The organism is Pseudomonas sp. MWU13-2105 (genome assembly GCF_023242315.1).
GTDB lineage: Bacteria > Pseudomonadota > Gammaproteobacteria > Pseudomonadales > Pseudomonadaceae > Aquipseudomonas.
Genome location: NZ_JALLIY010000003.1, coordinates 61,856 through 85,166, shown reverse-complemented (window position 1 = coordinate 85,166; position 23,311 = coordinate 61,856). Strand labels below are relative to the sequence as shown.

At 60.8% G+C, this 23,311-nt stretch carries 22 protein-coding genes and 2 pseudogenes; 6 read left to right on the top strand and 18 right to left on the bottom strand.

The window, feature by feature from the left end:
- Window positions 1–4 precede the first annotated feature (4 nt).
- The 7 genes and pseudogenes from M5B96_RS05165 to M5B96_RS05135 form a co-directional block, all read right to left on the bottom strand.
- Window positions 5–1,465: an SLC13 family permease gene (locus M5B96_RS05165; RefSeq protein ID WP_248795530.1), complete on the bottom strand. Its 1,461-nt coding sequence runs from the start codon at window positions 1,463–1,465 to the stop codon at window positions 5–7.
- Between the two features lie 193 nt (window positions 1,466–1,658).
- The gene (locus tag M5B96_RS05160; protein WP_248795529.1) at window positions 1,659–2,297 is read right to left on the bottom strand and encodes an aldolase; all 639 of its coding nucleotides are present in this window, start codon (window positions 2,295–2,297) and stop codon (window positions 1,659–1,661) included.
- Window positions 2,294–3,583: a 3-oxo-tetronate kinase gene (gene otnK / locus M5B96_RS05155; protein WP_248795527.1), complete on the bottom strand. Its 1,290-nt coding sequence runs from the start codon at window positions 3,581–3,583 to the stop codon at window positions 2,294–2,296. Before otnK ends, M5B96_RS05160 begins: the two co-directional genes overlap by 4 nt.
- A 10-nt stretch (window positions 3,584–3,593) precedes the next feature.
- Window positions 3,594–4,499 carry an L-threonate dehydrogenase gene (gene ltnD / locus M5B96_RS05150; protein ID WP_248795525.1) on the bottom strand — a complete coding sequence of 302 codons (906 nt, stop codon included), beginning with the start codon at window positions 4,497–4,499 and terminating at the stop codon, window positions 3,594–3,596.
- Window positions 4,500–4,635: 136 nt separating this feature from the next.
- Entirely contained in the window at window positions 4,636–6,255 is a 1,620-nt protein-coding gene (locus M5B96_RS05145; RefSeq protein WP_248795523.1) for a methyl-accepting chemotaxis protein, read from the bottom strand.
- Between the two features lie 93 nt (window positions 6,256–6,348).
- Window positions 6,349–6,788, bottom strand: a pseudogene (locus M5B96_RS05140) (CBS domain-containing protein).
- Window positions 6,789–7,144: 356 nt separating this feature from the next.
- Window positions 7,145–7,999 (bottom strand): AraC family transcriptional regulator, encoded by an 855-nt coding sequence (locus M5B96_RS05135; RefSeq protein WP_248795521.1) that lies wholly within the window; start codon window positions 7,997–7,999, stop codon window positions 7,145–7,147.
- Window positions 8,000–8,209: 210 nt separating this feature from the next.
- Here M5B96_RS05135 and M5B96_RS05130 point away from each other — a divergent pair, with 210 nt between their 5' ends.
- Window positions 8,210–8,584: a putative quinol monooxygenase gene (locus M5B96_RS05130; RefSeq protein ID WP_248795520.1), complete on the top strand. Its 375-nt coding sequence runs from the start codon at window positions 8,210–8,212 to the stop codon at window positions 8,582–8,584.
- 31 nt (window positions 8,585–8,615) lie between these two features.
- Here the strand turns inward: M5B96_RS05130 and M5B96_RS32500 are convergent, their stop codons facing one another.
- The 4 genes and pseudogenes from M5B96_RS32500 to M5B96_RS32675 all read right to left on the bottom strand — a co-directional run.
- Window positions 8,616–8,744, bottom strand: coding sequence for a hypothetical protein (locus M5B96_RS32500; RefSeq protein ID WP_263859455.1), 129 nt, complete (start codon window positions 8,742–8,744; stop codon window positions 8,616–8,618).
- A complete protein-coding gene (locus M5B96_RS05125) occupies window positions 8,741–9,004 on the bottom strand; it encodes a hypothetical protein (protein WP_248795519.1) in 264 nt (87 codons plus the stop codon). The genes M5B96_RS32500 and M5B96_RS05125 overlap by 4 nt, the downstream gene beginning before the upstream one ends.
- A gap of 25 nt (window positions 9,005–9,029) precedes the next feature.
- Window positions 9,030–9,437, bottom strand: a complete 408-nt coding sequence (locus tag M5B96_RS05120) for a VOC family protein (RefSeq protein WP_248795518.1) — start codon at window positions 9,435–9,437, stop codon at window positions 9,030–9,032.
- Between the two features lie 223 nt (window positions 9,438–9,660).
- Window positions 9,661–9,755, bottom strand: a pseudogene (locus tag M5B96_RS32675) (CoA transferase); the annotation flags it as partial.
- A 117-nt stretch (window positions 9,756–9,872) separates the two neighbouring features.
- Here M5B96_RS32675 and M5B96_RS05110 point away from each other — a divergent pair.
- On the top strand, window positions 9,873–10,778 hold the full coding sequence (locus tag M5B96_RS05110) for a LysR family transcriptional regulator (protein ID WP_248795516.1): 906 nt from the start codon (window positions 9,873–9,875) through the stop codon (window positions 10,776–10,778).
- A gap of 222 nt (window positions 10,779–11,000) precedes the next feature.
- Entirely contained in the window at window positions 11,001–13,319 is a 2,319-nt protein-coding gene (locus tag M5B96_RS05105; protein ID WP_248795515.1) for an EAL domain-containing protein, read from the top strand.
- Window positions 13,320–13,323: 4 nt separating this feature from the next.
- On the opposite strand, the gene M5B96_RS05100 is transcribed toward M5B96_RS05105, so the two are convergent.
- The 3 genes from M5B96_RS05100 to M5B96_RS05090 form a co-directional block, all read right to left on the bottom strand.
- The gene (locus M5B96_RS05100; RefSeq protein ID WP_248795514.1) at window positions 13,324–13,773 is read right to left on the bottom strand and encodes a phosphate ABC transporter substrate-binding protein; all 450 of its coding nucleotides are present in this window, start codon (window positions 13,771–13,773) and stop codon (window positions 13,324–13,326) included.
- Window positions 13,773–15,011, bottom strand: coding sequence for a hypothetical protein (locus tag M5B96_RS05095; protein ID WP_248795512.1), 1,239 nt, complete (start codon window positions 15,009–15,011; stop codon window positions 13,773–13,775). Before M5B96_RS05095 ends, M5B96_RS05100 begins: the two co-directional genes overlap by 1 nt.
- A 190-nt stretch (window positions 15,012–15,201) precedes the next feature.
- Entirely contained in the window at window positions 15,202–17,091 is a 1,890-nt protein-coding gene (locus M5B96_RS05090) for an ATP-binding protein (protein WP_248795510.1), read from the bottom strand.
- Window positions 17,092–17,387: 296 nt separating this feature from the next.
- On the opposite strand from M5B96_RS05090, the gene M5B96_RS05085 reads away from it, so the two are divergent.
- Genes M5B96_RS05085 through M5B96_RS05075 form a run of 3 tightly spaced genes read left to right on the top strand, consistent with a single transcriptional unit; the run spans window position 17,388 to window position 19,004 of the window.
- Entirely contained in the window at window positions 17,388–17,603 is a 216-nt protein-coding gene (locus tag M5B96_RS05085; protein ID WP_248795508.1) for a tautomerase family protein, read from the top strand.
- Window positions 17,600–18,247: a DsbA family oxidoreductase gene (locus M5B96_RS05080; RefSeq protein WP_248795506.1), complete on the top strand. Its 648-nt coding sequence runs from the start codon at window positions 17,600–17,602 to the stop codon at window positions 18,245–18,247. The genes M5B96_RS05085 and M5B96_RS05080 overlap by 4 nt, the downstream gene beginning before the upstream one ends.
- A 46-nt stretch (window positions 18,248–18,293) precedes the next feature.
- Window positions 18,294–19,004 carry an SDR family NAD(P)-dependent oxidoreductase gene (locus M5B96_RS05075; RefSeq protein ID WP_248795504.1) on the top strand — a complete coding sequence of 237 codons (711 nt, stop codon included), beginning with the start codon at window positions 18,294–18,296 and terminating at the stop codon, window positions 19,002–19,004.
- A gap of 144 nt (window positions 19,005–19,148) precedes the next feature.
- On the opposite strand, the gene M5B96_RS05070 is transcribed toward M5B96_RS05075, so the two are convergent.
- From M5B96_RS05070 to M5B96_RS05055, 4 genes are all read right to left on the bottom strand, one after another.
- Window positions 19,149–19,475 (bottom strand): DUF6388 family protein, encoded by a 327-nt coding sequence (locus M5B96_RS05070; RefSeq protein ID WP_248795502.1) that lies wholly within the window; start codon window positions 19,473–19,475, stop codon window positions 19,149–19,151.
- A 552-nt stretch (window positions 19,476–20,027) separates the two neighbouring features.
- Window positions 20,028–21,092: a 2,3-butanediol dehydrogenase gene (locus tag M5B96_RS05065; protein WP_248795890.1), complete on the bottom strand. Its 1,065-nt coding sequence runs from the start codon at window positions 21,090–21,092 to the stop codon at window positions 20,028–20,030.
- Between the two features lie 82 nt (window positions 21,093–21,174).
- Window positions 21,175–22,287, bottom strand: coding sequence for an acetoin dehydrogenase dihydrolipoyllysine-residue acetyltransferase subunit (locus M5B96_RS05060; RefSeq protein WP_248795501.1), 1,113 nt, complete (start codon window positions 22,285–22,287; stop codon window positions 21,175–21,177).
- Entirely contained in the window at window positions 22,284–23,303 is a 1,020-nt protein-coding gene (locus tag M5B96_RS05055; RefSeq protein ID WP_248795499.1) for an alpha-ketoacid dehydrogenase subunit beta, read from the bottom strand. Before M5B96_RS05055 ends, M5B96_RS05060 begins: the two co-directional genes overlap by 4 nt.
- Window positions 23,304–23,311: the final 8 nt, after the last annotated feature.

Genomic DNA, 23,311 nt, shown 5'->3' with positions numbered 1-23,311 from the left:
AAACTCAGACAAACGGCCAGATCAACAAGGTAATACAGAAACCCAGCGTCCCGAGCAAGGTGGTCAGTAGCGTCCAGGTGCGCAGGCCATCGGCCACATTCAGCCCGGCCAGCTTGGTGAAGATCCAGTAACCGGCATCATTGATATGCGACATGGCCAAGCCGCCACCGCCCATGGCCAGGCACAACAGGGCCATATGGTTCGGGGTGAGGTTGAGGGTCGCGATCAACGGGCTGATGATACCGGCGGTAGTCACCAGTGCCACGGTGGTCGAGCCTTGTACCGCGCGCAACAGCAGGGTCAGCAAAAAGCCCAGGGCGAGCACCGGCAGCCCGGTGCTGCGCAACAGATCGGAGACCACCGCGCCGATCCCGGTGTCCACCAGGACCTTGCCGAAAACTCCGCCGGCCCCGGCAATCAGGATCACCATCGCCACGCCGGGCAGGGCCGAACCGATCACATCGGACACCTGGGTCCGACTCCAGCCCCGCCGCGAACCGAGCAACCAGGCACACAGCAAGGTGTCGAGCAGCAGCGCCACCAACGGCGCGCCGAGCACGGTCATGATGCTGCGCAGGGTCGAATCGGCGGGCAACAACGAGGTGGCCAGGGTGCCCAGCAAAATCAGCATGATCGGCAACAGGATCAGACCGACAATCAAGCCAAAACCTGGCGTCGGTGCCGGCGGCAACTTGGCGACGAGGTTGCTGGTGGACTCTTCCAGGCCCATGTGCGATACGGCCTCGGCGGCGCGCACAGTGCTGCTGTGGTTGCCATTGGCCCAGGCGGCCAGGTCTTCGTTGGTAACATGCGGGCCGTAGACTTCGGCACGGATATCATCGGTCATCGGGTACACCCGCCGGGTCATGCGCCCGGCCACCCGGTAGCCGACGTAGCACAGCAGCGCGGTGATCGGTAGACCGAACATCAACACCCGCCCAAGATCGGCGCCCAACTGGCTCGCCGCGGCCACCGCGCCCGGGTGTGGCGGCAGGAAGGCGTGGACGGTCAACAAGGCCGCGCACATCGGCAGCGCGAACACCAGCAGCGGCTTGCGCGCACTGCGCGCGACGCCATAGGCCAGCGGCATGAGGATGATCACCCCGACCTCGAAGAACACCGGGACCCCGACCATGAAGCCGGCAATCGTCAGCGCCAGGGGGGTACGCCGGTTGCCGAAACGGGCGATCAGCGTCTTGGCCAGGGCCTCGGCACCGCCGGAGAGTTCGATGATCCGGCCGATCATCGCGCCCAGGGCAATGATGATCGCGATATGCCCCAGGGTCTTGCCCATCCCGCCTTCAATGGTCGCGACCAACTCGGCCGGTTTCACCCCGGCCACCAATGCCACCAGGATGCTCACCAGCATCAAGGCGACGAAGGGTTGGAATTTATACTTGAGCACCAGGAACAACAGCAGCGCAATGCCCAGCCCGGCGGTCACCATCAGGATTAACGGACTCATTTGCGCAACCCTCCGCGTTGGGTGAACGCAGCGCGTGCGCCACTGGATCTGAAATTGCCGCAGTGAAGGTCAAACATGCTTGGATTTCCTGTTGTTATTGTTTTTCTGGCAAGCCGGGGCCATCAGGAGTCGCTGCGCGCCTCCCGGACAAAGCCTGCGTTATCGATCTGTTGTCGTGCTGAAAAACCGTGTTCTACCAATGCGCACCGAAGGTCTCGCGCAGTTCGTCCAGCGCCACCTGATCGAGCGGCTCGGGCCTGGGATTGCTCATCAGCCAGAGCCGCGCGGTCTCCTCGAGTTCTTCCAGGGCGTAGCTGGCCTTGGACACCGAACTCTCCCAGACCACCGGGCCCAGCCGTTCAAGCATCACGCCGCGCACGCGGTTGGCCAGTTGCGCGACCTGTTCGGCCACCTTCGGCGAGCCGGGACGCTGATAACCGATCAACGGGATATGTCCGACCTTCATGACCTGATACGGCGTCAGCGGCGGCAGAATATCGTCCGCTTGCCAGACGCCCGCCAGGGTCAAGGCGACCAGATGGGTGGAATGGGTGTGAACCACGCCGCCAACACTGGGGTTGCGGTCATAGACCTGGCGATGCAGCGCCAGGGTCTTCGAGGGTTTGTCCCCGGATACCCATTCGCCGGCCAGGTTGACCTTGGCAATCGTCGCCGGGTCGAGGCGACCGAGGCAGACGTCAGTCGGCGTGATCAACCAGCCATCGTCCAGGCGCGCACTGATATTGCCCGCGCTGCCGACGGTATAACCGCGCGCGTAAAGGCTGCGGCCGACCTCGCAGATTTCCTCGCGCAAGGCGTTTTCATGAGTCATTGCGCCTCTCCCGTCCGAGCAAGCTGCTTCAAGGCCTTGTCGAAGAAGTCACGGCCGCCGAAGTTGCCCGACTTGAGGGCCAACGCCAGCGGTTCCGCGGTGCTGCTCACCGTAGCCGGCACCCCGGGATCGATCTGCGCGCCGATGCGCAGCAGGTGCACGCCCAAGGCTTGCACCACCGCGCCCGAGGTTTCGCCACCGGCAATCACGAAGCGCCGCACACCGCCCTGGCGCAACCCCTCGGCGATTTCGCCAAAAGCGTGTTCCACCAGGCTACCGGCCCGCTCGGCCCCCAGTTGCTGTTGCACCACCTTGACCTCTTCCGGTGAACAGGTGGCGTAGATCAAGACGGTTTCCTTGTGCGCACGGGCGAACGCCAAGGCTTGCGCAACTATCGGCGCGCCGGCGGCCAAGGCCAGTGGGTCGATACGCAGGGCCGGCCGCGCGGCTTCGAGCCAGGCCGCCACTTGTCCGTTGGTCGCCAGCGAAGCGCTACCGGCCAGCACCACTTCGCCGCCTGGAACCGGCGTCAATTGCGCCGCATCAAGGTTGCGCAATTTTCCTGCGCGACGGAAGTTTTCCGGCAAGCCCAAGGCCAGCCCGGAACCGCCGGTCAGCAACGGCAGATCGGCGCAAGCCGTGCCCAAGGTATACAAATCTTCGTTCGACAAGGCATCGGCAATGGCGATGCCAACACCTTGCGCACGCAATTCGCCGATGCGCGCACGAACCTGTTCGACGCCCTGGGCAATACTGTCATAGCGCAGCAGGCCGACATTCAGGCCGGTCTGCGCTTGCAGCACCCGCACCAGGTTGGCGTCGCTCATCGGCGTCAGCGGGTGATGCTGCATACCCGACTCGCTGAGGAGTTGATCCTGAACGAACAAGTGGCCGCGAAAGATTGTCCGGCCATTTTCCGGAAACGCCGGGCACGCCAGGGTGAAGTCGCTGCCCAACGCCGCCAGCAGTGCTTCGCTGACCTGGCCGATATTGCCGGCCGCCGTGGAGTCGAACGTCGAACAGTACTTGAAGAAGATCTGCTCGCAGCCCTGTTCCCGTAGCCAGGCCAGTGCCGCGAGGGATTGCGTGACCGCCTCGGCGGCCGGCGTGGTGCGTGACTTCAAGGCAATCACGATCGCATCAGCGTCGATCCCGGCGGCGACTTCGCGGCTCGGGATACCGATGCTCTGAACAGTGCGCATACCGCCACGCACCAGCATATTGGCAAGGTCGGTGGCCCCGGTGAAATCGTCGGCGATGCAGCCCAGTAATGGAGGGTTGGTCATTGTGCGCTCCTCAAACCGGCTCGGTCTTGGCCGTGGGCAACTGGATGCCCGGGAAAATCTTGATCACCGCCGAGTCATCCTCGCGGCCGAAACCGGCGCTGGAAGCCTGCATGAACATCTGGTGGGCGGTGGCCGACAGCGGCAGCGGGAATTTGCTGGCGCGCGCGGTATCCAGCACCAGGCCGAGGTCCTTGACGAAAATATCCACCGCCGACAACGGTGTGTAGTCGGCCTTGAGAATGTGCGGTACGCGGTTTTCGAACATCCAGGAGTTGCCAGCGCTATGGGTGATCACTTCGTAAAGCGCGTCAGCATCGACCCCTTCACGCAGGCCCAGGGCCATGGCTTCGGCCGAGGCGGCAATATGCACCCCGGCGAGCAGTTGGTTGATGATTTTGACCTTCGAACCCAGGCCATGGGCATCGCCCAGGCGATAGACCTTGCCGGCCATGCCCGCCAGGATCGCCTCGGCCTTGGCGTAAGCCGCCAGCGGGCCCGAGGTCATCATGGTCATCTCGCCGGCGGCGGCCTTGGCCGCGCCACCGGAGATCGGCGCATCCAGGTACAGCAGGCCCCGTTCGGCCAGGCGCTGGCCAAGATCGACCGCGTAGGTCGGAGCCACGGTGGCGCAGCCAATCACCAGGCTGCCAGGACGCAGCGCCGCCACGGCGCCACCTTCGCCAAACAAAACGGCCTCAGTCTGCTCGGCATTCACCACCACCGTGATGATGACCTCGCACTCGCCGGCCATGTGAGCGGGCGAAGCACAGGCCACGCCGCCCTCGCCGGCAAACTGTTGCGTCACCGCCGCCCGTACATCGCAGGCATGCACATTGAAACCACCGCGCAGCAGCGAGCGGGCAATGCCCAGCCCCATCGCGCCCAAACCGACAACACCGACATTCTTGTTATTCATGGGAGGACTCCATCAGGTTGAGCGGATAATCCCCCAATGATCAGAATATGTGAAGCTGTTTTTCAAAATAACATTTTTTAACATTGCCGCGTAAGCGCACCCCGCAGGCAAAGATCCGCCGCCCGCGCCCGCCTGTTCAGGTTCTGAAACGCGCGACTGTCTGGTGCAGGGCACCGGCCATCTGCGCCAACTCCAGACCGGCGGTATGAGTCTGCCGGGCACCCTGCGAAACCTGCTCGGACAGATTACGAATCCCCACCAGATTGCGATCCACCTCACGTGCCACCAAGGCCTGTTCTTCCGTGGCGCTGGCGATCATCAGGTTGCGCTCGTTGATCTGCGAGATCGACCGGGTGATTTCTTCCAGTGCCTCACCGGAGCGTTGCGCGACTTCCAGGGTGGCCTGTACCAACTGGCTGCTGCTGTGCATGGCATTTACCGCCTGCCCGGTGTCCTGGCGCACATTGCCGATCATTTGCTCGATTTCCCGGGTCGAGACCTGGGTGCGATGGGCCAGCGCCCGCACCTCATCGGCAACCACCGCAAAGCCACGGCCGGCCTCACCGGCGCGGGCCGCTTCAATCGCCGCGTTGAGGGCCAGCAGATTGGTTTGCTCGGCGATACTGCGAATCACGTCCAGCACCGTGCTGATATCCTGCACGCGCCCGGCCAATTGCTGGATACGCTGGGAGGTAGCGGTCATGCCGTCCGCCAGCGTGCCAATCGAAGCCACCGTTTCCTGCACCTGCTCACTGCCGCGCCGGGCTGTTTGCTCGGAGATCCGCGATGCCTCGCTGGTACTGACCGCGTTGCGCGCGACTTCATCGACCGCCGCGGTCATTTGATTGACTGCCGCCGCGGCCTGCTCGATCTCCTGGCCCTGCAACTGCAAACTGTCGCGGGTCTGGTTGCTGACCGCGCCCATCTGTTCTGACGAACTGGCGACGAGATCGACCGACGCGGCGATATGCTTGACCATCGCATTCAGGCTTTGCTGCATCCGATGCATGTTCATCATCACGCTGCCTTCGGCACTGGCCTGCACGGGCACCTGGATCGTCAGATCGCCCTGGGCGATTTGACTCAAGACTTGCGCGGCCACATCGGGCTCTCCTCCCAATGGCCGGGTGACACTGCGCGTGACGATGACCGCCGCGGCGGTGACCGAGACCAGGCAGAGCACAAACAACCCCAGCATGTTCCGGCGCGCATCGCTGTACAGCTCCTCAGCCGAGCGTTCACGATCGACAAAGATCTGCCCTTGCAGCGCCATCAAGGCATCCAGGCTTTGATAAACCTGCTGTTCGGCGGGGATGACTTGCTGTTTCAACTGGGTCATCGCAGCCTCGGCAACGCCTTGCCTGATCAGCACTTGCACCTGGGTGAACGCGGCGACGTAGGCCTCGCGGCTCTTTTTCAGGTTGGCATAGGCGACCTTGCCTGCTGGCGTATCGAGCAATGGCTCGAGGGTTTCAAAGGCCTGGCTGATGCGTTTTTTGGTGCTATCGATGGACTGCTGTGCTTGCTGGTTATCTTTGTCGAGCAGCAGATCCCGGGTGTTCCGGCCGTTGTCACGTACCCCCGTGGCAATCACCATGATCGGGGCGATCTTCGGCCAGTCCTGCTTGACGATCACCATCGACTGGTCCTTGAGCGTTGCCAGATCGTGCAACGCATACAACACCAGGCCCGTCAGGACCAAGGGTGCAATTGCAAAGCCGATGACAATACGTTGTGCCGTGCTTGGTTTGGCCATATCAAATGTTCTCCGATTAATACCTGCCCGCCGGGCAGCACATTTGAAAACTTCGTGCCCAGAAACTTTCGATCCGTTTGCTCCAGGGTCGTTTCAATGTCCGCGAATGTAGTGCTCCAGCTGCCGGATCAGGTCGGCCTGCTCGGCGATGGCCTCCTTGACCAGATCACCGATCGATAACAGGCCAATCAGTTGCCCGCCTTCCATTACCGGCAGATGGCGCAGATGACTGTCGGTCATCACCGCCATGCAGCGCTCGATGCTCTGCTGACTGTCGGCCGTCACCACGGGCGCGCTCATGATGTCCCTGACCGGCGTCCCCACCGAAGATCGCCCCTGTAGAACGACCTTGCGCGCATAGTCACGCTCGCTGATCACTCCGATCCCTGCCCCGCCTCTATGACGGGCAGCGCACCGACGTTCTTTTCGGCCATCAGCTTCAGCGCTTCGAGCACCATCTGATCGGGCGCGATGCTATGCACCTGCTGGTTTTGCACGACCTTGAGCTTCAGCAATTGTGCGGCGGTTTTCATAGGAGACTCCGATACTGTTCACGATTGAAAAGGCAAAAAAAAAGCGTCTGAAACCTTTCGGTTCCAGGCGCCTTTGCCTGTTTTTAGCACTGTTGAAAATTGCCCTGGCCTCTCCGGCCAATCGGTCGTCGTTGACCGAGGGGGCTGTTCGCGGGAATACGTTCCCGCTGAGCCTGGAGCGAGCCTTGCAGCCTTTGTGCCAGTCGCCGGCGCAAAACGCCAAGGCGAATTGCCGGGAAAAGCACTCGGGAGGCTATGGCCGAGCGCCTCCGACTGGTGCAAAGGCCCGCAGCCGGCGCTTTATAAAAGTGCGGAGATCCGCTGCTTGACCCATCCGGCACTTGGTCCACGTATTCTCAGCCATCAGCGGCCAACATGATCCCCGGAACATAGGCAAAGCCCCCCTCCCGTGCGGTGCTGGTCACACGCTCCAGCAAATACCGCGCGGGGGGTTTGCCGACCGCCTTGCGGAACATGGTGACGAAACCGCTGGAACTTTCGTAGCCCAGATCCAGGGCAACCGCCTGCACACTTTCGCCCCGGGTCAGGCGCCGCAGTGACAGGATGATATGCAACTGCCGACGCCAGCGACCAAAGCTCACGCCGGTTTCCTGCAACAACAGCCGGCTCATGCTCCGCTCGCTCATGCCAATACGCGTGGCCCATTCACTCATCGGGACCTTGGCCGAGGGCTCGGCCAACAGCTGCTCCGCCAGCTGCCGTAGCCGCCGGTCCCGCGGCATGGGCAGGTGAAGGTCTTCCACCGGGGCCTCACACAACTCGTCAAGCAACGCAGCGACCAGACGGGTTTCGCGCCCCTGCTCGGCATATAACTGGGGAAAGCTCGCTGCCCGCAGGATCAGCTCGCGCAGGAGCGGCGAGACCGCGATGGTGCAACAGAAACCGGGCAGATTCGCGATGGCCTCAGGCTCGATAAACAGGCAGTAGCACTCCGTTTCACCGGAACCACGAGACGCATGCAACATGCCACCCGGGATCCAGACCGCGCATTGCGGCGGCACGATCCAGACCCCGTCCTCGACCTCGCAATTGAGGATGCCGCGTACCGAATACAGCAGTTGTGCCTTGCGGTGCCGGTGCTTGGCCTGCTCCCAGCCTTCGGACACCAGGGAGGCGTTCAAGGCGTAGACCAGGCGGGGAATGTGATCGACCTCCCGAGCGCCTGCCAGATCGTCGATTGAAGTCTGCATCAAGGAAAATGAACCTCGGATACTGAACGAACATTTGGCCGTTTTGAAAAATAGTGTGGCCATATTTCACAATGACGTCCAGTCGAGTGCTGAGTATTGTGTGGTTGATCCTGTTGAGTGCCCAGGAGTACGGAGCTGTTGCTTGATACCGCACAGCTCCCGCGGGCCTGGATGCACACAGGCCGATCCACCCTGCCCCAGGTAACCCCCATGCACCTCGTCGCCATCAGCACCGTTGAAATCCACGCAGCCGACAGTCGCTCAATGGCCCTCCAGGCTCGACTGAGCGCATTGGTTGAAACCTTGCAGGCGCTGTCCGGCTGCACCTCGTATACCCTGACGCGCTGCTCTTCACGCCAGAACGTCTGGATCATGACCGGCTACTGGAGCGCGCAGGCAACCATGCAAGCGCATTTCAGCCTGCCTTGCCTGACGGACCTGTTCGCCCTGACATTGGAGCGATTCGCCAACGCCCTCAAGTTCGGAACCTTTCAGCTCAACGCGCCCGCCCCGGAGGGTAACGACGCCAACCCGTGCAGACATGCGGTTGCAGAAACCCGGGAGCGCCCAGTTTTCGTGGACTGAGTGGTCCTGGGGCGGTCTCACGACAACTCGTTCAGGACTCCACCCCTGGCTCACGGGCACAGCCCTCGTGCAATTCGGCTGCCAGCTTCTCTTCGTCCAGCGCCCCTTCCCACTTGGCAATGAACAGCATGGCCACACCATTGCCGATCACATTGATCAACGCCCCGCCCTCGGAAATAAACCGGTAGACCCCAGTACCAGCACCAACCCCGCTGCCGGAATCACATCCAGGCTGCCGAGGGCCGCCACCTGGGTAATGAACGCCTCGCCGGTGACGCTGGCCGCGCCCTTGGAGGTCAGCAGCAGAATGAACAGCAAGTTGCCATAGGCTCCGATGGAGCCCACGCCGTACTTGCCAACCGTAAAGGCCATGCCGCCGAAGGCCCCCAACGGCGAGACATATATGACGATCCTGACCATGCGGAAAAACGCCTGGGCCACAAGGTCAATCAGGTCCAGCAGCGGCACCCTCCGGCTGCACGAGCTCGGAAATCTCGATCAGGTTCAGATCCGGGTCACGCACATACACCGAGCGGATCGGCCCGGTGGCTCCGGTGCGCAACACCGGGCCTTCGACAATCGGCCAGTCGACACGGGCCAGGTGGGCAATCACCAGGTCCAGGGGGATCGAGGCGATAAAACACAGGTCCAGCGCCCCCGGCACCGGCAGGTGTGCCTTGGGCTCGAATTCGTGGCCGCGCACGTGCAGGTTGATTTTCTGCTGGCCGAAGGCGAACGCCTTGCGCCCGCCGGCAAAGGTCTGCACCTGCATGCCCATGACCCGTACATAGAAATCCTCGGCGGCCACTGGGTCGATGGTGGTCAGCACCAGATGGTCAAGATGGTCGATCATGGTTGCAGCTCCTGGGTTCGGGTCGACGGCACCTGCTTTTCCAGATTGGCGACATGGGCGGGTATCGGATGCAGGTCCAGGCGATCTTGTCTACGGTTTCGATAAACCGCGCTTCGTTCTGGAAGCCATCACGGGAGGCGACTTCCTGCAGGAAAAGACGTTTCATAAAGACTCCTCGGGTTCAGATGATGCCGCGTTGGCGCCAGTCGGCCTGCTGCGCCGGGTCGATACCCAGCTCACCGAGAATTTTCGCCGCAAAGGGCCCGGCAATCAGTTGACCGAGCTCCACGACCTGACACCTTGCAGAGGTAATCCCATGACATTTACCGTTCTTGTCGAGTACTTGTGACAGGGATAATCGACAGAAATCGGGCAGATGAAAATTTCACATTTCGCCACTATCCTTTCCAAACAGGAAAGCCCTGGACCCTTTTGATGATCAATCCCCTGCATTTCGACCTGCTATCATTGCGCCTGCTGATCTTCGCCGCCGAGACGGGAAACCTGACCCGCGCCGCCGACAAGGCCAACATGACGGTCTCGGCGGCGAGCAAGCGCCTGGCCGAGCTGGAGCGCACGACCCAATGTCCATTGTTCGTGCGCCTGCCGAGGGGGCTCGAACTGACGGCCGCGGGCCAAGGGATAGCGGAGCACGCCCGGACGATTCTTGAAGGGGTGAACCGCATGGCGTCCGACGCCAGTGATTACGCGGTCGGCGTGCGCGGGCATGTGCGCTTGTGCGCCAACACCTCTGCCGTGGTCCAGTTCCTGCCCGATGACCTCGCGCCGTTCCTGCGCGACAACCCGCACGTACGCATCGGGCTGGAGGAGGCCCTCAGCGACCCCATTATTCAAGCAGTGGAAAGCGGACGCGCCGATATCGGTATCTTTGCCGATAACGTACCGGCTGAAGGGTTGTACACACTGCCCTATCGCGATGACCGCCTGGTACTGCTGGTGCCCGTCGGCCATGAACTGGCCGATGAACGCTGTGTTTCCTTCAGCGATACGCTCGGCTACGATTATGTGGCGCTGAATCAGGGCAGCTCGCTGCTGCGCAGAATCACCGACGCCGCCGTGAGCGCGGGCAAAGTCCTCAGGGTCCGGATTCAAGTCAGCAGTTTCGACGGCATCTGTCGCATGATCGAAGCCGGGCTCGGGATCGGGATCCTGCCGGTGCAAGCAGTTCGCAGCGAATTACTTGGGCCCCGCCTGATAGCAGTCGATTTGCGCGATGACTGGGCCCAGCGCACCTTGTTCGTCGGGGTCAGGGATCCGGCGCAACTGGCTCCGGAGGCGGCCAGGTTGTTCGAGTATCTGGGCAGCGTTCACGACTTGTAGCCCGCCCATCTAATGCGATGCCCCGTCCTCCCCCGCAAGGCAACTGCCGTTTGTGGTCTATAGTCTTTTAATCTCTTTCGCGCGGACGCTACAAGGACCTTTCCTCGAGCCATCGCCCCGTCGGATGCCCGCTAGCCTAGAGTGTTGGTAAAACGCAGGGAGCACAGCATGTCGATCCAACGGACAAATGGACTGAGATCGACTCCCGGTATCACGAAACCCATGGACGCCCTTGCCAAGACCAGCAGCAGCCTCTTTCGGCGCACGCTTGAGCCGATCAAGGAAGCCTATATCCTCTTTCCCCTGTTGGCGCTGGTGCTGTTGCTGGTCATCTGGTCGGCTACCCTATACCTGATCAAGATCGAACAGATCCGCGCGCAGCGCGGCGCGGCCACCGCCAGCCTGGAGATCAGCGCCACCTATGAAGCGCAAATGTTGCGCGCTGTTCGTGAAATAGATCAAACCCTCAAGCTGGTCAAATACACCTATGAGGCCGAGGGTGAGCGTAATCCCCTGCCCAGGCTCAAGGAGCGGGCCTTGTTGCCGCCGGCCCTGTTGTTTGACGTCAGCGTGGTCAAGCCGGACGGTGAGCCGGTGGCGAGCACGCGCGCCAACGAGGCGGAAAATATCACCGCGCCGGACGAACAGCAGACGCTGCGGCACAACGACACGCTGTTGATCAGTCGCCCCTGGAAAAACCCGCTGACAGGAGAATGGCGGCTGCGCTTCAGTCGTCGGCTCAACGCAGCGAACGGCACGTTCTCGGGCATTGCCCGGGTCGAGGTCGATGCGGCCTATTTCGTCAGCAGTTATGACGACTCGAAACTCGGCGACCACGGCGTCCTTGGCCTGCTGGGCACCGATGGGGTTTTTCGGGTACGGCGCAGCGGGGAATCGGTACAAGCCGGTGATACCGTCGACTACGCGGCATTGGCCCCAAACACCGAAGACACCGAAGCGCGACTCTTGAGCAATGCCTGGGATGGCGTGCAGCGCTACACCAGTGTCCGCCAGCTCTACGACTTTCCCCTGGCGGTGATTGTCGGGCTATCCGCCGAAGAGCGCCTGGCCAGCGTGACCCGGCAAGCGCAGACCTACCTGTGGCGAGCCGCCGCTGGCAGTCTGCTGCTGGTGCTCCTGGCCAGCCTGCTCAGTCGCATGAACTGGCAGTTGGCGCAAAGTCGCCTGCGCGCAGCCGAAGCCAAGGTCGCCTATGCCGAGCGCGTCGAGTACCTCGCTTATCACGATGGTCTCACGGCGCTGCCCAATCGCAGCCTGTTCAGCAAACTGTTGAGTCAGAACATCAGTGAAGCGCGCCGTTATCATCGTCAACTGGCCGTGCTGTTCCTTGACCTTGACCGCTTCAAATACATCAACGACACATTGGGCCATCATGCCGGCGACCAGTTGCTGCAAGAAGTCGCGGTTCGCCTCAAGGCATGTCTGCGCGCCGGCGATACCGTGGCCCGCTTGGGTGGCGACGAATTCGTGATCTTGCTGCCGGAGCTGTCCGAGGCCAAGTACGTGGCAACCACCGCGCAGAAAATCCTCTCCGCGATTGCCAAGCCCTTCAACCTCCAGGGACAAGAGTTCCGGGTAACCGCCAGCATCGGCATCAGCCTCTATGCGCAGGATGGCCTGGACGAACAGACCCTGACGAAACATGCCGATATCGCCATGTATCAGGCCAAGCAACAAGGTAAAAACAACTTCCAGTTCTACTCCGAAAAACTCAACGCCGAGTCGCTGGAGCGGCTGACCCTGGAACTCGGCTTGCGCCACGCCCTGGAGCGCAACGAGTTCCGGCTGCACTATCAGGCCAAGCGCGATATCCGCACTGGCCAGATCACCGGCATGGAGGCGCTGTTGCGCTGGGAACATCCCGATCTGGGGCTGATAGCGCCCATGCAGTTTATCCCCGTGGCCGAGGAAACCGGTTTGATCGTGCCCATCGGCAAATGGGTACTGAGGACCGCCTGCCTGCAAAACATCGCCTGGCAACAGCAGGGCCTGCCACATCTGGGGGTCGCCGTGAACCTGACGGCCCGGCAGTTTGTCGATGACAACTTGCTCAGCGACCTCGCCTCGATACTGACAGAGACCGGCATGAATGCCGGTTTGCTGGAACTGGAGATCGCCGAGAGCCTGCTCATGCAGGATGTCAAAAGAGCGCTACGGGTGTTGAACGGCCTTAAAAAGCTGAAAGTCCGGATCGCCATCGACGATTTCGGGATTGGCTACTCGTCGCTCTCGGCGCTCAAGCAGTTCCCACTCGACTCGATCAAGATTGATCGCTCGTTTATCCGTGACGTTACCAGCGTGGCGGAAGACAAAGCCTTGACCGAGGCGATCATCGCCATGGGGCGAACCCTCAGCCTGACCGTGGTTGCCCAAGGCGTGGAAACCCGCGAGCAAGCCGATTTCCTGCGTGACAACGCCTGCGACGAATTCCAGGGATTCTACTTCAACAAGCCGGTGCCGGCCGATCAGTTCGCGGTATTGCTCCAGGCCCAGAGGATGAACACCGGCCCCGGCCGGTAAAGTCTCATGGCGGGTCGGTGGCGAGTGCCCTGACGCCGGCATCCACCTCACCCGCCTCGATATAACCGATGCTATCGGGATTTCCGGCAATCCGCTTCTTCACTTCAGTGCTATTGGACAGTGCCTCCGGAGGCTGGCCTCTGCCAGTGAAGATGATTTTCGACCAGTGCGCCTTGAGCTGCGCGGCCGATTTGCCGGTGAAGGCGGTATAAAACTCGTCACGGGGCGCGGAACCTTCCATCTGGTCGAGCGCAATGGCCGGCTTGCCGTTGGGAAAGCGATTGGTCTTGCCGAGGAAGATGTCCGCCACCTGATTACGCGTCAATGCTTGCAGCGGATTGGCCGCGGCGACGACCACCACGACCTCGGCCATGGCCAACGTGCTGCCCAGACACAGGGCGAACCCCGCCAGCGTGTACCCGACACGTTTGAGAAGCCCCATGATCGGCGCCATCAGAAGACAAAATCGATAGCGAGGCTGAGCAGGCTGAACGTACCACCCGGCTCATAATCCTGCTGAAAATTGGTCAACGGCCCGGTTGCCCCCTTGTCTAAACGAGTGTGGTCATACTGTAGTTTGGCGTCCATATTCTTCGTGAAATCCCAGCGTACCCCCAGAGACAGGGTTTGCTGGCCGCTGCTTGCTGCCAGGATGCCGTTGAGAGCACCGTTGAGGCCGGCGGCAGCACCCGCCAAGGCCGGCGACAAGGTGGACGTGGTCAAGCCCGCGCTGGAAGTTTCGCTGAGCGTCTTTGAGCGCGCATAAGTCACATACGGGGTGAACGCATCAACCCGGTAGCCACTGCTGATATACCAGGCACTCATTGCACCGATCACCGAATGACTGTCGAAATGCCCCCATTCGCCCATGACGAACCAACTGCCTGGATCATAGACAGCCCCCACGCCCACGAAATCAAAAGGTTTGCCCTTGACATCATAGCGGTCCGCGATGACGTTGCCCTCGTCGCCGAAGCGCCTGTAACTATCAAAAAGCGGATTGAACGACTCTACGGTCAAGTGGGTTTTCTGATAGGTGACACGGGTGGTCAAAGCGCCGTATTCGGTCAAATTGGAAATGCCCCACGAGTCCCTGGCCAGGGTCCTGCCTCCGCTATTGGGCATCCGGAAATCGCCCTGTCCGACATTGCCCTGGACAGTATTGGTGAGGTCACCAAAGTGCAATCTATAGCTGAAGTCCATGCCATCGGTGCTAGTGACGGGTATCAGGCTGTAGATCTCCCCCGGCGGTCGCACCCACGGCAGCGTGTAGCCCACTCTGCGGCTATCGGAAAGCAGGAAAGCCGGCTGTACCGTGCGACCGAGCCGCATACTGAAATCAGGCGTGAACTGATATTTGAAGTTCGCCCACTCAAGGGTGGGACGGTAACTGTTGTCATAATTCTGCTCCGAGATGACCTGCACCACCGCCGAGAGCTGGGGGGTGAAATTGGCCGTCACCTGCGCCCCGATCAAGCTGTCGACATCGGCATTCCAGTCACGGGTGTGGCCGGCGCCATTGGGTTTGTAGATGCTGGAGGTGAAGTCGGCTTTTTTCTCGCTGGAGTGAACAATACCGAGCGTGCCAAAGCTACTCAGCGAAAACGTTGGCATCGTCGAGTCGTCGGCGTCGACGGTGGTGGCATATAACGTCATCGCCGCCAGCAGCAGTCTATTGAGTGTTGGCGTCATGGGATCAGCGCAACCGCATCAGAGAAGACCAAGATATCCACTCCGGCGCCCTGGAACACTGTTCGACCTTGACTGATGAGGGTGCCGGGAAGGACTGCAGCCATTCGTTCTATTCCTTGTAACGTCGGCCCAATAGATTTCAGCGCTACCACGAGCGAAATTGTAGACCACAAAACCCCGCGCACCCGGGTTATCCAAGCGTTGTCGGGGCCGAGGACTTGATGGGCAGTTCCAGGTTGAAGCTGGCGCCTTTTCCCGGCCCGTCGCTTTGCACGTTCAACACACCGCCCATTTCCATGGCGGCCAGGATACAGCTGTGCAAACCGAAGCCATGGCCCTCTTTGCGCGTGGTGAATCCATGGGCAAAAATCCGCGTCAGGTTTTCCGCCGCAATCCCCTCGCCGTTGTCGATCACGCTGATGAGCAAGGTGTGCTCCAGCAATATCTCGGTATGAAGGGTGATCAGCGGCGGTCGATCCGACAGGTTGTTCATCGCGCCGCCGGCATTTTTTATCAGATTGACCAGGATCATCAGCACCCGGTGCTTGTCCAGCTGCAACAAGGGCGTGTCGGCAAACTCCCTCACCACGGTGATCTGGCGCGCCGCGAGAATGCCGGCATTCATGCGCAACGCGTCCTCGATCAACTGCGGTACCTGCACGGCCTCGCAGAGACTGGAAGCGCCTGAATAAGATTGCTGGGCCGCGACGATTTCCTTGATGTGATCAATGCTTTTGGTCAGTTGCTCAAGCTCCTCGGCCATACTCTTCTGTTCGACCGCCAAAGCGTCCACCAACTGGTTCAGATAACCCGGAAGCAGCTTGCCTTTTTCGTCCTGGGAGATGAAGTGGCCCAGGTCCTCAGCATGCTGGTTCATCAACTGCACCGCTTTGCTCAGTCCCTGGGCCTTGCTGTTGTGCAGCTTACGGCTAACCACTTCCGCGGAGACATTGACGCTATTGAGCACGTTGCCCACGTTATGCAGGACGTTGGTGGCGATTTCCGCCATGCCCGCCTGGCGCGCAATTGCCACCAACTGGGTCTGCGCTTCGGCCGTACGCAGGCGGCTTTGCGCCAGCTGCCAGCTCATCCGGCTCAACAGGCCGACCAGCAGCACCAGCAACAGACTGCCGCCAGCGGCCCGCCACAGGTAGGTATGCGCTTGCCCGGTCACCGTGGTCAGTTGTTCTTCTGCGGATAACCCGACAATCACCGCCAGGGGCAGGTCATAGAGCTGGCGAACACTGGTATAGCGGCGCACGCCATCCCAGGTATTGGTCGCCAGCAGCGCCTGGGTGTCCTCGGTGTCCGGGACCAGCGCCGCGTAATCCACTGCGTCGCCGGCCAGCACCGCCTCCCCGCTGCGCCGTACCCGAAAAACCCCATCGGTACCCAGCAGGCCAAGGACGCCGTGATCGCCGAGTTTCGAGGCGTCATAGCTGCTGACGAAATAGGCCGCATCGACCTCGACCCGGGCAATGCCGGAAAACCCGCCGTCCGGCGCGTTGAGCCGACGGCTGAAGCGCAGCCGCCACTCTCCCGTCAGCGGGTTTTTCCAGGGGCGACTGATCAACAGCGTATCGTTGTGCTGCAGTCTCTGTTGCTCATCCCGGTCCGCACTGGTTTGCGTCTCGTTGGCGCGCGTGCTCGCCACCAGCCCACCGTTCGGGTTGGTCACACTGACGTCAAACAACAGCGGCGGCGGCAGCAAGGCCCGCTCCTTGAGCCTGGGCAGTGGATTGCGCTCGCCCTCGGCCTCATAGGTGTATTTGAGCAGCTTCAGGGTTTGATCGATTTCGTGAACGGCACGCAACATTTGCGCCTCGTAGGTGGCGCCGATCTCCAGGCTGGCCGCGCTAGCACTGCGCTGTGCACGCGCCAGCTCACTGCTGATGAGGTGCAGCGTCGTGGTCCAGATGACCAGCAACAGCACCATCGCCAGCAGGGGGAACAGGATATAGGCTTCCTTGATCTGCTCGAGTCCACGCAGCAAGATGCCGCGAGCGGTCCTGGCAATGGCGTCCGCTGACCTGGCAATAGTGGGAGCCGACCTCAGTCCGTCTGGTCGTTGGATCGACATACTGTGCTCCCTGCGTTGTACCAACACTTCTAGGCTAGCGGGCGTTCGCCGGGCGCATGGCTCAAGGAGGCGGCGTGGGGCTCCTTTTGGCGTCCGTGCGAAAGAGATTTTCAACAGATCCGCTAAGGACTATAGATCACAAACCGGCTGAGTGAACCCACGGGCCGAGCGCGCAACTCATTACATCACATCATTAATGATGTTCTTTGCAGCCCATTTATCCTCCATGAACAAACCAATAAATTGACTCCACTGCCTGCCCAGCATACCGATGGGCAGGCCACTGGAGAGTTGTCATGCCTTTTGTCAGCGTGCGCATTACCCGCGATGGCGTTACCTCAGAGCAAAAAGCCCAGGTTATTGCCGAAATCACCGAAACCCTGGAACGGGTCCTCGATAAACGCCCGGACCTGACCCATGTCGTGATCGAAGAAGTCGACACCGATAACTGGGGCTATGCCGGTATCAGCACCACCCAATACCGCAAGCAATTGGCGGAAAACCGCTCATGAACGCGCCGGTCAAACTCGACTTCATCTCCGATGTAGTCTGCCCCTGGTGTGCCCTGGGCGTGACGGCCCTGGAGCAGGCGATCGCCAACCTGGCCGGCGAAATCCCGGTGGAGTTGACGTTCAAACCCTTCGAGCTGAATCCGGACATGCCAGCCGAAGGCGAGCACGCGGTCGAGCACATGATGCGCAAGTACGGCCGTAGCGCCGAGGAAGTCGCCGCTGGCAAACAGCTGTTGATGACCCGCGGCGAGGCCATCGGTTTTCAGTTCGACCTGGAAAAACGCAGCCACTTCTACAACACCTTCGATGCCCATCGCCTGTTGCTCTGGGCCTTGCAGGAAGGCCGGCAGATTGAGCTGAAGAGAGTCTTGTTACGCGCTTATTTCAGCCACGGCCAGAACCCGAGCGATCGCGAAACCCTGGTGCGTCTGGCGGCCGAAGCGGGATTGGATGCAAGCGCCGCCGCTGAAGTACTGGCCTGCGGTGCATTTGCCGACGAGGTCCGTGAACTGGAAGGGTTCTACCGCGCGCGCGGCATCAACTCGGTGCCGGCCATGATCCTTGACGGCCGCCACCTGGTCTCCGGTTCGCAATCGGTCGAGTACTACGAACAGATGCTGCGGGAAATATCGTCCGCTGCCTGATGGATCACGCCCTACCCCCACTTATCTGTCTATTAGAGGTTTCATCATGAGCAATACAAGAAAAGTCGTTGTAGTCACCGGCGCATCCCAAGGTATCGGCGCTGCGCTGGTCAAAGCCTTCCGTGACCTCGATTACCGGGTGGTCGCCACTTCCCGTTCGATCAAGCCCTCGACTGACCCGGACATCCTCAGTGTCGCCGGTGACATGGCCGATCCGACCACCGCCGAGCGTGTCATCCGTGAAGGTATCGCCCGGTTTGGTCGCATCGACAGCCTGATCAACAACGCCGGGATCTTCGTTGCCAAGCCGTTCACCGCCTACACCCACGAAGACTATGTCAACGTGCTGGCAGTGAACCTGAATGGCTTCTTCTACATCACCCAGTTGGCGATTAGCGAAATGGAAAAACAAGGCAAGGGCCATATCGTCAATGTCACCACCAGCTTGGTGGATCATGCGATTGAAGGCGTGCCGTCGGTGCTGGCCTCGCTGACCAAGGGCGGGCTCAACTCGGCGACCAAATCCCTGGCCATCGAATACGCCAAGCGCGGGATTCGGGTCAATGCGGTCAGCCCCGGCATCATCAAGACGCCGATGCATGCTGAAGAAACCCATGAGGCGCTGGGCCGCCTGCACCCGGTTGGGCGCATGGGGGAAAGCAGCGATATTGTCCAGGCGATCGTCTACCTGGAGTCCGCCGGGTTTGTCACCGGTGAGATCCTGCATGTGGATGGTGGACAGAGCGCCGGACACTAAGCGCTTTAACCGGAGCCCGCCAACGAGCGGGCTTTCCTGTACTGCGCAGGGACGAATCGGATCTTGAGCTGGGTCACCAGGGTCTTGAAGGAAACGACCAGGCGTGAAGGCGTTCATGCAGATTCATGGAACGCGCACAAACTCTCAAAACTCCAGGCCATTGAGTTGGCAGTAGGCGCTCCACTCCACATCGACCATTTCCGCCAATTCCTGATGGGCCCTGATCCGCGAGGCCTGCAGCTCACCAGGACTGTCTGATTCCAGTATCAAAATCAGCTCCCATGTAGCAATACCGAGCACCACGGCCTCATCGTCGATCAAGCGATTGATATGGAATAGCTGATCGTCATCGAGCGGCGCCCTGGCCCCCACGGGCTTCACATTCAGCTCCTTGAGCTTTTGATCGACCCAGGGGCGTTGGGCAATAAACTTCAAGATGGCTTTATGAGAAATACTATTTGATCCGTACATAGTTCAGGCTCACTCGGATGACGCATCCTTTCGAACGGTCATGAAAAACCATCCTCCCGCTACCGCACGGCAAGATCTTTAAACTTCCTCATCAACCCCAAACAAATCGCTACTAAAACAATTAAATCTCAAGCAATTAGCTATAGCATCCCCCTCTGCCACTGACGGTGCGGACAACTTCTTCCTGACCCAGAGAATGATCCAAACAACATGTCAAAGTCTAGATAAAAATCAAGGAACCAGGATTACAAAAATCAAGCCTGCAGCGGGTCATATATTTCATATTTGATACAAATCAGCCTCTGACTGACAGCCGATTAAAACCTTAAAACTCGCGAAAAAACAATATATTACATAAAAATTTAGTTTACGTTGCCTGAGAGGAAGAGCGAGCGGCAGGTTGGCCAGCAGCCAATAGAGCGGTGCAGCATAAGACTTTTGTAGGCCATCCTGACACCGGTTCACGGACCGGCAACAGGATCAAGTGGGGGGCGAAGAAGTAGCTGGGCGATGACCAGCAACGGCCATCGCCCAGCCACTCTCGCGGCGGCTTCAGGCGCGAGCGGGCGAAACGATGATTTTTACATTGTGTTCCTTGTTGTTGACCAATTCCTCGAAGCCCTGTGCAACGATCTGCTCCAGCTGAATACGCCCGGTGACCAGCGGTGTGATGTCGAGGCGACCATCGGCGATAAAAGCGATCACGTCAGCAAACTCACCGTTGTAGGCCAGTGCGCCGAGCACCTGCTTTTCGGTAGCGACCAGCTCGAAGAAGTTGAACTCGCTGGGTTCTTCGAAGATACCGACCAGCACACAGGTGCCGGCCTTGCGGATCAGGTCGATAGCGAGCTTGGCCGTGTGCTTGTTGCCGATGCATTCGAAACTGACATCCGCCCCCAGGCCGCCGGTCAGACGCCGTACCTGCGCCAACGCGTCGCACTCCTTGGGGTCGAGCACATGGCTGGCGCCCACTTCCAATGCCTTGGCCTTGCGGGCACCGGACATTTCCAGGGCGATGACCTGTGCCGCACCAGCCGCCTTGGCGCACATGATGGTGCACAGGCCGATGGTCCCCGCCCCCACCACCACGACATTTTTTCCCAGCAGGCTCCCGGCCTTTTTCACCGCGTGCATGCCCACCGCCAGGGGCTCGATCAGCGCTCCGGCTTCGGCGGGAAAATTGGCCGGCAATTTATACAGCAGGTTGGCCGGCACGTTGACCAACTCGGCGAACGCACCATTGTTCATCAGCCCGGTAAAGGCCAGGTTCTCGCAAATGTTGTACAGCCCATGGGTACAGTAATAGCAACTGCCGCAGTGCTGGCAAGCATCGGCCGCCACCGGCTCGCCGACACTGAAACCCTGGACGCCGGCACCGAGCGCGACGATCTCGCCACAGAACTCATGACCGAGAATGCATTGGCCCTTGATCCCGGTCAGCGGATGCGGCGCGTCCACCGGAATAAACACCGGGCCCGCCACGTACTCATGCAGGTCGGAGCCACAGATCCCGCACCACTGCACGCGAATCTGCACCCATCCGGCGGGTGGCGACACCGGCAGCGGAACATCTTCGACACGGATATCGTTACGGCCATGCCAAACGGCGGCACGCATACTGCGGATCGGATCGGTTGAAAAACTCATTGGCGCAATCTCCTTGGAATCGTTGGCCCGGCAAGAGCTGCCAGGCGCCTCATCAGTGCTGCTGCAAAAAGTCCTGGATCAGCCGGTTGACCTGCTCGGCGGCCTCCATCTGCACCATGTGGGCCTGCCCCGGCAAAATCTCGACCCGGGCCTTCAGGCCCTCGCTGTGGGCCGCCGGGATGATCGCGTCGTCACGCCCCCAGATCAGCAACACCGGCCGCCGACCTTCCTGCACCACAGCGCGCAGGTCCGGCGTTTGCCGGCCCTCGGGAAACAGCTTCGAAACCAGCAGGCGTAAAGCCGTGTCCACCCCTTCCAGGCGCTTGTACTTGAGCATGTCCTCGAGCATCTGCCGGTTGACCAGCCCGGCGTTGGAAAACAGTTGCGTCAATGGCGGTTTGAGGGCATTGCGGCTGGCCGCCTCGACAAAGTCGCGCAGGTAGTCGCCGTTGATTGCCGGGCCCAGGCCGGCGCTGCCGATCAAACTCAGCGAACGCACCCGCTGCGGGGCCAGCCGCGCCGTGTTGAGTGCTACTGCGCCGCCCATGGAGTGACCGAGCAAATGCGCCGCAGGGATCCGCAGATGGTCGAGCAACGCCAGCAACACCTCGCTCAGCTCATCCAGATCGCCGCGCCGCAGTTGCTTGCTCGACTCACCGTGGCCCGGAAGATCAAGGGCGATTACCCGCCGTCCGGCGGCCAGCGCCTCGTGATTGAACAACCAGTTGTTCAGGTCGCCGCCAAAGCCGTGTACCAGCAGCAACGGCACCCCGCCTTCACCACGCTCGAAGAAGCGGATCAACCGCCCGTCCAGCTCGACCTTTTGCGGCTTGGGCCCAGCGTCCTCCGCAGTGCCATCAGCGGGCACAAAGCTGGCCTGGAACTGCTCGACCGCCGCGTCAATCTCCGTCTCGCTGGCTTCGCCTTCGACCACGATGCCAAGCAAGGCACCGACGGCAAGGGTTTCGTCCTGGCGGGCGATCTGCCGACGCAATACCCCGGAAAACGGCGCCTCGACGCTGCTGGAAATCTTGTCGGTTTCCACGTCCAGCACTTCATCGCCCTTGCTGATCGCCTGCCCTTCCGCCTTGAGCCAGACATCAACCCGGCCCTCGGTCATGGACAGGCCCCACTTGGGCATGGTCAGGATATGGATCTGGCTCATGAACGCGGGCTCCACTCGATCACTTTCAGCACGGCCTTTTCGATCTTCGCCGCATCAGGGATGTAGAGGTCCTCCAGGGCATCGGAAAATGGCACCGGCGTGTGCGGCGCGGTAACCATTTCGATCGGCGCCTTGAGCCAGGCAAAGGCCTTCTGTGCCACCAGCGCCGAGATATCGGTGGCCATGGAACAACGCGGGTTGGCTTCGTCGATGACCACCAGACGCCCGGTTTTCTCCACACTTTCAAGAATGCTGTCTTCGTCCAGCGGGCTGGTGGTGCGCAGGTCAATGACCTCGCAATCGATGCCGCGCCCGGCCAGGCCGCGGGCGGCGTCAAGCGCCGTATTGACCGTGCGGCCATAGGAAACGAGGGTCACGTCCTTGCCCTCGCGCAGGAAGTTGGCTTCGCCGAACGGGATGCTATAGAGCTCCTCCGGCACCTCGCCTTGCAAGCTGTAGAGCAGTTTGTGTTCGCAGAAAATCACCGGATCGTTGTCACGGATGGCCTGGATCAGCAGGCCCTTGGCGTCATAGGGGGACGACGGGCAGACGACTTTCAGGCCAGGGATATGGGTCCACAGTGAAGTAAGCATTTGCGAGTGTTGGGCGGCGGCCCGCAGGCCGGCGCCGACCATGGTGCGAATCACCAACGGGGTCGAGGCCTTGCCGCCGAACATATAGCGGAACTTGGCCGCCTGATTGAGGATCTGGTCCAGGCAGCACCCGGCGAAGTCGACAAACATCAACTCACAGACCGGGCGCACGCCACAGGTCGCGGCGCCTACCGCGGCACCGACGTAGCCCAGCTCCGACAGCGGCGTGTCCAGCACGCGTCCGGGAAACTGATGATAGAGGCCCTTGGTCACGCCCAGTACCCCGCCCCAAGCGTCGTTCTCACCCGGGGCACCGGCACCGCCGGCGACATCTTCGCCCATGATGAAGACACTGGGGTCACGGCGCATTTCCTGGGCCAGGGCTTCATTGATTGCCTGCTGATAGCTGATTTTTCTAGCCATGATGATGG

What these genes read in the sequence shown, in the direction of transcription:
- M5B96_RS05165 (WP_248795530.1), bottom strand. Translation starts at nt 1,465, where the DNA reads ATGAGTCCGTTAATCCTGATGGTGACCGCCGGGCTGGGCATTGCGCTG.
- M5B96_RS05160 (WP_248795529.1), bottom strand. Translation starts at nt 2,297, where the DNA reads ATGACTCATGAAAACGCCTTGCGCGAGGAAATCTGCGAGGTCGGCCGC.
- otnK (WP_248795527.1), bottom strand. Translation starts at nt 3,583, where the DNA reads ATGACCAACCCTCCATTACTGGGCTGCATCGCCGACGATTTCACCGGG.
- ltnD (WP_248795525.1), bottom strand. Translation starts at nt 4,499, where the DNA reads ATGAATAACAAGAATGTCGGTGTTGTCGGTTTGGGCGCGATGGGGCTG.
- M5B96_RS05145 (WP_248795523.1), bottom strand. Translation starts at nt 6,255, where the DNA reads ATGGCCAAACCAAGCACGGCACAACGTATTGTCATCGGCTTTGCAATT.
- M5B96_RS05135 (WP_248795521.1), bottom strand. Translation starts at nt 7,999, where the DNA reads ATGCAGACTTCAATCGACGATCTGGCAGGCGCTCGGGAGGTCGATCAC.
- M5B96_RS05130 (WP_248795520.1), top strand. Translation starts at nt 8,210, where the DNA reads ATGCACCTCGTCGCCATCAGCACCGTTGAAATCCACGCAGCCGACAGT.
- M5B96_RS05125 (WP_248795519.1), bottom strand. Translation starts at nt 9,004, where the DNA reads ATGGTCAGGATCGTCATATATGTCTCGCCGTTGGGGGCCTTCGGCGGC.
- M5B96_RS05120 (WP_248795518.1), bottom strand. Translation starts at nt 9,437, where the DNA reads ATGATCGACCATCTTGACCATCTGGTGCTGACCACCATCGACCCAGTG.
- M5B96_RS05110 (WP_248795516.1), top strand. Translation starts at nt 9,873, where the DNA reads ATGATCAATCCCCTGCATTTCGACCTGCTATCATTGCGCCTGCTGATC.
- M5B96_RS05105 (WP_248795515.1), top strand. Translation starts at nt 11,001, where the DNA reads ATGGACGCCCTTGCCAAGACCAGCAGCAGCCTCTTTCGGCGCACGCTT.
- M5B96_RS05100 (WP_248795514.1), bottom strand. Translation starts at nt 13,773, where the DNA reads ATGGCGCCGATCATGGGGCTTCTCAAACGTGTCGGGTACACGCTGGCG.
- M5B96_RS05095 (WP_248795512.1), bottom strand. Translation starts at nt 15,011, where the DNA reads ATGACGCCAACACTCAATAGACTGCTGCTGGCGGCGATGACGTTATAT.
- M5B96_RS05090 (WP_248795510.1), bottom strand. Translation starts at nt 17,091, where the DNA reads ATGTCGATCCAACGACCAGACGGACTGAGGTCGGCTCCCACTATTGCC.
- M5B96_RS05085 (WP_248795508.1), top strand. Translation starts at nt 17,388, where the DNA reads ATGCCTTTTGTCAGCGTGCGCATTACCCGCGATGGCGTTACCTCAGAG.
- M5B96_RS05080 (WP_248795506.1), top strand. Translation starts at nt 17,600, where the DNA reads ATGAACGCGCCGGTCAAACTCGACTTCATCTCCGATGTAGTCTGCCCC.
- M5B96_RS05075 (WP_248795504.1), top strand. Translation starts at nt 18,294, where the DNA reads ATGAGCAATACAAGAAAAGTCGTTGTAGTCACCGGCGCATCCCAAGGT.
- M5B96_RS05070 (WP_248795502.1), bottom strand. Translation starts at nt 19,475, where the DNA reads ATGTACGGATCAAATAGTATTTCTCATAAAGCCATCTTGAAGTTTATT.
- M5B96_RS05065 (WP_248795890.1), bottom strand. Translation starts at nt 21,092, where the DNA reads ATGCGTGCCGCCGTTTGGCATGGCCGTAACGATATCCGTGTCGAAGAT.
- M5B96_RS05060 (WP_248795501.1), bottom strand. Translation starts at nt 22,287, where the DNA reads ATGAGCCAGATCCATATCCTGACCATGCCCAAGTGGGGCCTGTCCATG.
- M5B96_RS05055 (WP_248795499.1), bottom strand. Translation starts at nt 23,303, where the DNA reads ATGGCTAGAAAAATCAGCTATCAGCAGGCAATCAATGAAGCCCTGGCC.